Origin of the sequence: Sphingobacterium sp. UBA6645, from assembly GCF_002455685.1 — a bacterium.
Classification (GTDB): domain Bacteria; phylum Bacteroidota; class Bacteroidia; order Sphingobacteriales; family Sphingobacteriaceae; genus Sphingobacterium; species Sphingobacterium hotanense.
This window is the reverse complement of the sequence record NZ_DKLH01000023.1, coordinates 66,682-76,431: the sequence shown is the minus strand read 5'-3', so window position 1 is coordinate 76,431 and position 9,750 is coordinate 66,682. Positions and strand designations below refer to the sequence as shown.

Sequence of the window (9,750 nt, the reverse complement as noted above, 5' to 3'; positions counted from 1 at the left end):
TTCCACAAGAGCTTGCAAACATCAACAGCGTCGAAAGGGCTATATATTTAAATTTTAAAGATTTCATAAACTTATAAATTAACATTTAAACCAAAACTGAATGTTCGAGGTTGGGGCACGCCGAATAAATCAACGCCATAATATCTTGGATCCAAATTATTATTGACCTCTGGGTCCCATCCTGAATAGCGAGTAAGTAAAAATAGATTGTCTGCAGTAGCAAAAACGCGTAGACCTTTTAACTTCATCTGTTCCACAAGTGATTTATCAAAATTGTAACCTAAGGTCAGAGCACGAAGCCTTATAAAAGATCCATCCTCCAAAAAGCGAGTTGAATTTTTTGTGTTGTGGCCTAGCCCAATTAACGCTCTGGGATATACATTTGTAGTTCCAGGCCCAGTCCAAGCATTCTCAACATAGGTTAGATCTTTAGCATAATTGGATCCTAGGTTGGCCATACCAGTTGATTTCCATTGCGCATAAATATCTGTACCGTACATGAAGGTAAACATCATATCCAATTGGAAACCTTTATAGGAGAAACTGTTATTCCATCCACCGGTTAATTTAGGGTTAGAATCTCCTGTTACTATTCTATCGTTGTCATTGATGATATTATTGCCATCCATATCTCTCCAACGAACATCACCGGCTCGAACTCCTAAATCAAATTGTTCTTGCGGAACTTCTCCGTCGTATTGGTAGAGTCCATCCCAGTCAAAGATGTAATATGCACCAATACTCTTTCCCACTTGAAGAGCGCGGTTATCACCAATTGCAATTGGTAGTTCGTCATCTAAAAGGGATAAGATTTTATTTTTGTTATGCGCGATATTGAAATCCGATTTCCACACGACCTGTCCGATCGGTACATTCGTATTGATGCTCAATTCTAAACCTTTGTTCTCCATTGTACCGATATTACTTACAATGCTTGTTACACCGGTGGTCGCATGAATCGGCCTACTATATAATAAGTCGAAGGTCTTCTTGTAATAGGCATCAAAAGATATATTTAACCTTCTCTTAAAGAACGAAATGTCAAAACCTGCATCATACTGATTCGCTCGTTCCCATCTTAAATCCTTGTTTCCGAACGATGATACCGATATTCCACTTATATTTCCATAGTTCTGTCCTCCAGACATTAATGCTTGATACGCATATTGTCCAATTCCTTCTTGGTTACCTGTAATACCGTAACTTGCGCGAATCTTCAGATCGTTGGTATTATCACCCATAAACTCCTCGCGTGAGACATTCCAACCAAAGGAAATGGACGGAAAGTATCCCCAACGATTATCACGGTGAAATTTAGAAGAACCGTCAGCGCGAAACGTCGCAGTCATTAGATATTTATCTTGGAAGGAAAAAGTACCGCGTCCGAAATAAGATTCTAAAGCATATTCTCCAATTGACCCACTGGCATCAAAGATCTCAGACGCAACAGAAATTACCTGCATTGACGGAGTTGGAAAACCGCGACCATCGATCATCGATGATCTCGACATTTGTTTTTGGAACGAATGCCCTAACATGGCGGAAACTGTTAAATCACCGAAGCTATTATTATAGTTTAATACATTATCAAATACTAAGTTTTGGATTAAACGATTATAATCGATAATTCTACCGACTCCTGTACCATAGGGATGTTTATCATTATAGTAGGTATAATCGTAGGTATATCCAATATCCGCTGAGAATGATGTCCGGAAAGAGAAATGGTCAAGAAAGCTGGCTTGCCCATAATAAGTTCCTAAATAACGATAATTATCTACATAGGCATCCTGTTCATTTAAAATTTGTAAAGGATTATGCCGTGTTAATTCATCCGTACCTCCAACATAATAATCGCCATTGGGTTTAAACGGTCTATCAAATGGTCGCTGTTCAATTGCACGAGCAATAATTGTAGAACCTAAATTGGCACCCGGAACTTGATTATTCTTTATAAAATTCCCCATATTATTTGCTCCAATTTCCAACCAATCACTGAATTTATGACTGATTTTTGAGTTTAAGTTGTACTTACGAATCGCATTATTTTTGATCACACCTGATTGATCGGTTAAACCTAAACCGAAATAATAGTTTGTCTTCGTATTACCCCCAGAAAAAGATGCATCATAGTTCTGGAAATAACCTTTTTGTACAATTAACCCTAACCAATCTGTATCCGGTAGTCCCTCATAAGGATTTGAAATACGAATCTTATAATCCGACTGGCCGACAGCTAAACCAAATTGCTTATTGTAGTTATCCACTCCCGCATTATAGCTATTTACGTACTGTTGCGAGCTTGTCAATTTAATTTTATTTCGATTCGCAAATTCGCTGAAACCAGTCGTTATGTTCACGCGTACGTCGTTTCTTCCAGCCTTTCCTGACTTCGTGGTGATGAGGACAACCCCATTAGATGCTCTGGAGCCATAAATTGCTGCAGAAGCAGCATCCTTAAGTATTTCGATAGATTCGATATCTGCATGATTAAATGCCGCCAATGGGCTATAGTTCTCGCCAAATGAGAATAACGACATATCTGAAGTATTGATCGGTACTCCGTCAACGACGTAAAGTGGATTATTTCCGGCACTGATGGAGGACGTTCCGCGAATGGAAATGCGTTCACCCGAAGCCAAGTTTCCCGACCCCATGGAAACATTGACCCCTGCAATTCTCCCTTCCAATAAGCGTGTGGGGCTTGCCACTTGACGCATGTTGGAGTCATCAACCTTTAAACTCCCAACAGCGCTAGTCACCAACGCTTTCTTTTGAACACCATAACCAACAACAATTGTTTCATCCAGTATATTTTGGCGTGCATTTAAAATGATGCGTGGAGCCTCTTGCTGCTTCAGGATTACAGTTTTGGTTTCATAGCCCGTGTAGCTAATTCGTACAGAAACGGTCTCCGCTGAAATCGCTAGATTGAAATAACCCTTAGCACCTGTCATCACCGTTTTAGAGCCATCTGCCAATTGCACTGTTGCCCCGCCTAGTGCTTCACCCGTCTCGTTAACCACAAATCCTGAAACAAATTCCTGGATATGAGTTAATGAGCTCCTTGTCTGACTATCTTTTGTTTTCTCTCGAACGACGATGACTCCCTTATCATAGTCATACCCAAAAGGTTGATTTTGGAAAATTAGCGGCAAGAGCTCTCTAAGTTCCATGGAATTAGCTTTTAGCGTAATTGACTTCGCAATTGGAGTAAATTTGCCGTCGAACAAATAAGAAACGTTACTCTGTTCTTTGATTTGCTTAAAGACATCGACGAGTCTTTCATTCCGAACATCAATACTGATCTTTTGAACCGATTCCGCTCGAGCAGGAGCCTGAGAACAAAGAAAACCCATTCCGGCATAAAGCAAGAAATTGAGGTTTTTGGTTTTAAAAAAATTCATGAATTTGATCTAGTTGAATAATATCTATTTATGTTGATTTTTCTTTTCTACTACTTTTAGTTTACTATTTACGACTGAAATGGTTACACCTGAAGTGGTTTCTATTAGTGCTAACACATCTTTCAAAAGGAGATTACGCGGAATTAATCCATTTATTCTGTTGTTGGGTATTGATGTTTCGTCTACTTCTATACTATACCATCGACCAAGCATCCGTAAGACCTCAGTCATCGGATAATTATCAAAATAGAAATCGCCAGACCGCCATGCCGCATAGTCGCCTGCCTGATCAACTTTCTCGTAACGAATACTCGCACCAATTTTAGCTTGGTATCCGGGCGTCATGATCAGTTTCTCATGTTTCAATGAACGCGCCTCCACGGAACCCTCGATTAATGTTACTAAATCTGACTCTTGCCCTGCATATGCGTTAATGTTGAATTTGGTGCCTAAGACTTTGGTAGTTTGATGCGCAGACTTTACATAGAAAGGTGCGGAGGAATTGTGTTTAATCTCGAAATAGCCCTCCCCGCTTAAGAATACTTCTCTCTTGTGTTCGTCAAATCTCGAAGGAAAACGAATCGTACTAGCCGCATTCAACCATACTAAACTACTGTCTGGGAGAATCAACTGATAAAAAGCTCCTTTTGGGGTTTGAATTTCATGCATCACAATGGTTTCCCCCTCTTCGCTCACGTCTTCATAGAGGCCCTCGGCTTGCAACTTCGTTAAATCGACAGCAGAACTTAACGAATAGGACTTGCCAGAAGTAGTAATAAGATTTGCAGTAAAATTGCCCGGTTCACTTAATAATAGATCCTCATCGGAGGACATATTCAATTTGGCGAAATATAGGCCAGTGATCAGTAATGGTATGATTAGGATTGCCGCCCATTTTAAGTAACTAGTTTTCGAAATCACAGTATGCTGCTTCGTTTGTATGCTGGATTGAATTCGCTCAAACATCCGTGTTTCTAGATTATCCTTTTCTTCACTGGAAAACTTATCAAACTCGAACTCATCAGATTTTAAAGAATCATATAGTTGATTCACTATTTCGTTTTCTGTAGAACTAGTCCGCCCTTTTAAATATTTATTTATTATTTTTCTCAATTCATTCTTCATATTAGTCTGAGCCGCAAATGCATAAATTGATAATCCCCCATTGCCCTCTATACCAATGACAGATAAGAGCGTAGAAAGCCCAGCGAGAAAGTGAAAAAAAACAAAATAAATTAGAGAATAAGGGGAAAAGGAGTAGTGTTTTCTTGTATTAAATAAAAACAGCCGTTGAGACTGCCAAGAAAAGTTTCAATATGTTTCGAAGCGTTACTATTGCTCTACCTAAATGATTTCTTACGGTTTTTACGGATAAACCTAGTTCCTGTGCTATCTCTACCGTTGATCGATTTTCTTCATAACGTAACTTAAAAATCGAGCGCTGTTTTGGTGGCAGATGTTTAAGCTTCGTATTAAATATCGCTCCAGCCTCTTTAAATTGGAGCTGATAGGCCGGAGAGATATCCGTTGACATTTCAAGTTCATGTTCAGCAAGCAAAGCGGGACGCTTTTTTAGGATGTAATTCAGCGTTTTATGCTTGCAAAGGCGGTAGAGAAAGGCGGGAATATTTTGGATATCTTGCTTTCCACGCTGTTCCCATAATGTGATGAAGACATCTTGTGTGATATTTTCGGCATCTTCCTTATTTTTTAATCGAGAGTAGGCATCAGAAAATACCTTAGACCAACATGCGCTGTAGATCTTTTTAAAAGCATCTTCGTCCCCCTGGTTGAACGCATGGAGAAGACCATTGATAGATGAATCAAGTCGCGTCACAATATAATTTTTTAAATCGGAAGCTAAATTGGCTTGTTTTTATTTATAAGTAGTTAGATAAATATTAATAAATTATTAAGCATTTCAAAATGAAATGATGAAAATTTGTGCGAATTAGGAGATTCGAAAAAATAAAAGGATCATAATTCTAGTTAATGACGAAGAAATTTACCGCCTAATCTAAAAGTTCACTTAATTAAACCATACCAATATTCGCCGCCATAAGTGATGGTTTATTGTAAATGCACCTAATCCCGGTAAGACCTCATGGAGTCCGTTGAACTTCTTAGTGACTGCCTTATCCAATCTACCTCCTTACCCTCTCAACACAGCATCCGTCAAATGCGATCCAACGTCCCAACTCCACCCTACCGCAAAAAAAAATGTGGCAGAAGATTTTCATCTTCGCCACATTTTAATAACATACTTACAAGTTTGTTATGCGATACGCACGTTTGTAGCGCTTAATCCTTTTGGAGTTTTTTCTACATCAAAAGTTACAGTATCATTTTCTCTGATATTGTCTCTAAGTCCTGTTGTGTGTACAAAGATATCTGCACTACCATCATTAGGTGTAATAAATCCGAATCCTTTGGTGTTGTTAAAGAATTTTACTTTTCCTTCTTGCATTGTTTTATGTATTTAATGAAATATTCTGTTTTGGCAAAAAGCCTTTTCGTTATAGCCCTTGGGCTACAAATAATCTTCTGTTAGCAAGCAATGATGTGTATTAAAAGAATCTGAAGGAATACAAATTCGAATAGTTTCTGCACCGTTGACTGGAGAACAAATAAGCAACTGAAATAGCGAAACTAAAATGGATGAGTAAACTGATCTGTTTCAGAGAAGCAAAGGCAGAGCCTGATTATCATATCAAAGATAGGATAATTAATTGTTAATAATTTTTTAAATTTCGTTAAATATAAAGAATATGCGATTCACTCCATTAAACGCATATTTTATATCTTGCAGCAAGCAAAATAACCGAATATGAACGTAACAATACGACAAGAAAGACCTAGCGACTACGATGCAATAAGAGAACTTGTGAGAAAATCATTTGAAAATGCTGAGTTTACAGATGGCGATGAGCATCATCTAGTCGATAGATTGCGAGCGTCGGATGCGTACATTCCGGAATTAGCATTGGTTGCTGAGAATGAGGAACAGTTGGTTGGATTTATCCTATGTACTAAAATTACGATTGAAAATGGAGAAAATCGCTATGAGTCTCTAGCATTGGCGCCAGTAGCGGTGGATCCTCGCTTTCAGAATTTGGGTATTGGAGGAAAGTTAATAAATGGCATGCATGAACTTGCAAAGAAATTAGGTTTTGGTTCGATTATATTGTTGGGACACGCAGAATACTACCCGCGTTTTGGGTACAGGCCAACTTATACGTTTGATATTCATTTACCCTTTGAGGTGCCAAAGGAAAATAGCATGGCTATTGAATTAAGTGATGGCGCATTGAAGGGAATACAAGGCACGGTACGCTATCCGGAAGCCTTCGGAATATAAAAAACTTTTATTTATCTTCGCGCTATGACGCTAGCAGAACTAAGAGCCGCATTATTGGGGAAGTCATTTACCGAACCCGTGCAGATCAATTCCTCTTCCACCGTATCGGAACCGGATAAATTTTTAGCAATTCAATTTGCTGATTGCGAGCGTTGGTCAAGGGAAATAGAGAAGTGCCCGGCTTATATTCGATTAGTACAGTTTTACGAGGCTACAAAGTAAAGAGATCGTTGCGGGAGCATCCTATCCCCTCACCATTTCCAACTCCTCATCAGAGAAGCGCAACACATCTGTTAATACCAACACGCCAGTATCTTCTTCATCGATTTCTTCGAGGTAATACCACAAATCGCCTTTTACCTTCACAGGACCGCCACGTTGCAATACGTGATACCCTTGTGCGATCAAGTCTTCAACTTCATTTCGTTTCATAACTTTAAAACGTATGGAATTTAAAATAGTTTTTGAGCTTACTGTAAATATAGAAAAACAGAAGCCAGATCGGGATCTGGCTCTGGAAAATTATTAATGCAATTGAGTTTTCTGACTTTAGTTACAGCGCACGGTTTTCCTTCCGTAGCCTCGCCCGATGATGACTGTCGCTCCGGCAACTGTTTGTGAAACTTCGACCGTATTGCTGCCTGTTTTGTTCCAGTCGACCTTATTGAAAGTCCTATCGCCCTTTAACCTAAGCGGGAATAGTGGCCCGTTGCTTACTTTGCTACCGAACATTTGTACTTCGCCCGTTTTACTGATGACGATTCTTATGATTGGATTTGCGTTTGTTCCTTTCAAAAGATAAATCATGTCGACCTGATCACCGTATTGTGAACCATCTTGAAATTCAATATTCGTGAATTGTCCCTCTGTCGTGCTAAAGGTTTCAAATTGTATTTGATCTGTGGCTGCGCTTCGGTAAATATATTTTCCATTCACTTTCATATTGAATGCATTGTCAAGTTCTCGGATATCAAATTGAAAGCCGTAATTAGCCTCCGGAGCTGTGAAGGTATTGGTGATCGTCTCTCCATTTTGATAATACCTACGTTCATCAGTTTTATAAATACCATATAGGGTCTGACTACCTGATCTCCAGCTTGTTTCGGGATAGTTCCAATCTAATGGTGCAGAAGTTGCCTCTTGAAGACATGAGCGAATCTTAATCTTCATGTTATAACGATGACCTGGGGTTATCTTAATGTTCGGAATACTGATATTAGTTTTTGTTTCTGAATCGATAACCATAGAAGCTATTGTTAGATTAGAAGAAATTGTGGTTGGACTAATGATAAAGGTAGGCTCGCTTGTTATCGTACGACCGCCAAATGCCGACAAAGGATAAACTATATTCGCCGAAGCATTTTCAGTCGGAAATTCTAAAGTGCCGTCTGCGAAATTCAACGTTCCATTCGCTTTTGTAGGATTAAATGCAGCGCCGCTAATCGATTCGATAACACCAGTCATCGTATCGTCCATTTCGAAACTTGTTGTTATCTGGCTAAACTGATGCTGAAGCACAGCATCTAAATTGTTCATTCCTAACTGTATTTCCATCGTTCTTTTGAAAAACATAAGATCCGCATTGATATTGCTGAGTTTAGCAGTACTTAAATTCGCTCTACCATCAATGTCCGGAATGGATTCAGTGCTATTGATTGAATATACAATGAATGTGTAAGTTGCTCCCGCCTGAACGGCGATCGAAGTGTTGGGTGGCGTAATACCGTATTGATAGTCTTGGCTAGTCACATAATTATTGGAGGCATCATAGACCACCATGCGATACATTGTGCCATAAGCCAATGCCCTTATGATACTTGCTCCTTCTGCCTTCGGAGCCCCTGTAGCATTAGCATTTGAATTGCTCGAGTTGATCGTCTTGCCCTGCTCGGTAACCGAGACTTCAAGCGTCATTCCTCCATCTAAATAAACGTTCGAACGTTGTATATTTTGAACGTTTTTTCGCGCAGAGCGATTTCCGGCAAAAGTTACCTTCTCTTCCGTGGGCTCGCCTACCGATAAGTTGACAAACACCGATGCGTTTGCTTTTGCTGTAGGTTCATCTTTTGATTTTTGACAGCCTCCGAGAACAGAGAAGCTGAACAGCGCAATAAACGCCAATATGTTATTTGTTTTTAACTTCATAATTCTAGTAAACATGTTTTTTTCTTTGTGTTCCTTGAGGATGTTAAAAGTTCCAATCGAATTCTTTGTTCTGATCTTCTTCCTGATGCCATTCCTCGCTGATCGTGTTCATCTCATCCTGAGGTCGCGTATTAGCTGATGTTGCAGCGATGCCCTCTTCCATCTGAATTTCATCCATCCAGACTGTTGGTTTTAAGTATTGTTTTTTCATTTTCTCCTGTTGATGTTTTACCCAAGTTTTTCCACCAGAATTTGCGGTCCGCAAAACCGATACGAAATGATTCAACAAAATTATTTAGTTAATATATTTTCTTATTAGTGATATTTAGTAAGGCGTTTCTTTTGGAAACATTTGTAGAATTGAGTCTACAAAGCTAACTAATATCAATAATTGACAATTTATGTATATTCAGGAAGCGTAATATTAACTTTTACGATACATCACGATTGTAAATGGTTGAATCGTAAATACATGCGAATTTTGACTAGTTCAAGAATTTAGTCGATATCTGGGAGAATGATGGATTGTGAAAAAAAAACCTAGTATTTAGTCGTTGATTATTAAGTCATTAACTAATATTTAGAAAGGATTCTTGGACTTCGGTAAGCGGTTTTGAGAGGGCAAATTAAAATTCTTCTTAAGATCGTTGATATGTGGGAATGGAGAGATTTGAAGTTAATATAGTGTGCTAGATTTCACACCCTAATTTACATATGCTTAAGTTAAGCTCTGAAAAATAAATATAAGAGTATTCTCATAACTCCTGAAAATTGACATTTAAAATGTGTTCACGCTTTTTTTAAAATTTCCGACTAGGCAATTTCTTTATTATATTTATA

9 protein-coding genes are annotated in these 9,750 nt (G+C 38.7%); 2 read left to right on the top strand and 7 right to left on the bottom strand.

Going from position 1 to position 9,750, the window contains the following annotated elements; all coding sequences use genetic code 11:
• Positions 1-71: 71 nt before the first annotated feature.
• From B2400_RS04380 to B2400_RS04365, 4 genes are all read right to left on the bottom strand, one after another.
• Positions 72-3,407, bottom strand: a complete 3,336-nt coding sequence (locus B2400_RS04380; protein ID WP_293931212.1) for a SusC/RagA family TonB-linked outer membrane protein — start codon at positions 3,405-3,407, stop codon at positions 72-74.
• A gap of 24 nt (positions 3,408-3,431) precedes the next feature.
• Complete coding sequence (locus B2400_RS04375) at positions 3,432-4,460, bottom strand: FecR family protein (RefSeq protein ID WP_187774027.1); 1,029 nt, start codon at positions 4,458-4,460, stop codon at positions 3,432-3,434.
• 220 nt (positions 4,461-4,680) lie between these two features.
• Positions 4,681-5,244, bottom strand: coding sequence for an RNA polymerase sigma factor (locus B2400_RS04370; RefSeq protein ID WP_286652236.1), 564 nt, complete (start codon positions 5,242-5,244; stop codon positions 4,681-4,683).
• A gap of 438 nt (positions 5,245-5,682) precedes the next feature.
• Entirely contained in the window at positions 5,683-5,874 is a 192-nt protein-coding gene (locus B2400_RS04365) for a cold-shock protein (protein WP_149525902.1), read from the bottom strand.
• Positions 5,875-6,234: 360 nt separating this feature from the next.
• Between B2400_RS04365 and B2400_RS04360 the strand changes: the two genes are divergently transcribed.
• A complete protein-coding gene (locus B2400_RS04360; RefSeq protein WP_149525901.1) occupies positions 6,235-6,765 on the top strand; it encodes a GNAT family N-acetyltransferase in 531 nt (176 codons plus the stop codon).
• Between the two features lie 24 nt (positions 6,766-6,789).
• A complete protein-coding gene (locus B2400_RS04355; RefSeq protein WP_149525900.1) occupies positions 6,790-6,987 on the top strand; it encodes a DUF6965 family protein in 198 nt (65 codons plus the stop codon).
• A gap of 21 nt (positions 6,988-7,008) precedes the next feature.
• Here the strand turns inward: B2400_RS04355 and B2400_RS04350 are convergent, their stop codons facing one another.
• The 3 genes from B2400_RS04350 to B2400_RS04340 form a co-directional block, all read right to left on the bottom strand.
• Positions 7,009-7,197, bottom strand: a complete 189-nt coding sequence (locus tag B2400_RS04350; protein ID WP_293931205.1) for a hypothetical protein — start codon at positions 7,195-7,197, stop codon at positions 7,009-7,011.
• A gap of 117 nt (positions 7,198-7,314) precedes the next feature.
• Positions 7,315-8,910, bottom strand: coding sequence for a hypothetical protein (locus B2400_RS04345; protein ID WP_293931202.1), 1,596 nt, complete (start codon positions 8,908-8,910; stop codon positions 7,315-7,317).
• Positions 8,911-8,953: 43 nt separating this feature from the next.
• Entirely contained in the window at positions 8,954-9,121 is a 168-nt protein-coding gene (locus tag B2400_RS04340; RefSeq protein WP_187774025.1) for a hypothetical protein, read from the bottom strand.
• Positions 9,122-9,750 lie beyond the last annotated feature (629 nt).

Excerpts from the sequence above, each read along its gene's own strand:
- B2400_RS04380 (WP_293931212.1), bottom strand. The coding sequence starts at position 3,407 with ATGAATTTTTTTAAAACCAAAAACCTCAATTTCTTGCTTTATGCCGGA.
- B2400_RS04365 (WP_149525902.1), bottom strand. The coding sequence starts at position 5,874 with ATGCAAGAAGGAAAAGTAAAATTCTTTAACAACACCAAAGGATTCGGA.
- B2400_RS04360 (WP_149525901.1), top strand. The coding sequence starts at position 6,235 with ATGAACGTAACAATACGACAAGAAAGACCTAGCGACTACGATGCAATA.
- B2400_RS04355 (WP_149525900.1), top strand. The coding sequence starts at position 6,790 with ATGACGCTAGCAGAACTAAGAGCCGCATTATTGGGGAAGTCATTTACC.
- B2400_RS04350 (WP_293931205.1), bottom strand. The coding sequence starts at position 7,197 with ATGAAACGAAATGAAGTTGAAGACTTGATCGCACAAGGGTATCACGTA.
- B2400_RS04345 (WP_293931202.1), bottom strand. The coding sequence starts at position 8,910 with ATGAAGTTAAAAACAAATAACATATTGGCGTTTATTGCGCTGTTCAGC.
- B2400_RS04340 (WP_187774025.1), bottom strand. The coding sequence starts at position 9,121 with ATGAAAAAACAATACTTAAAACCAACAGTCTGGATGGATGAAATTCAG.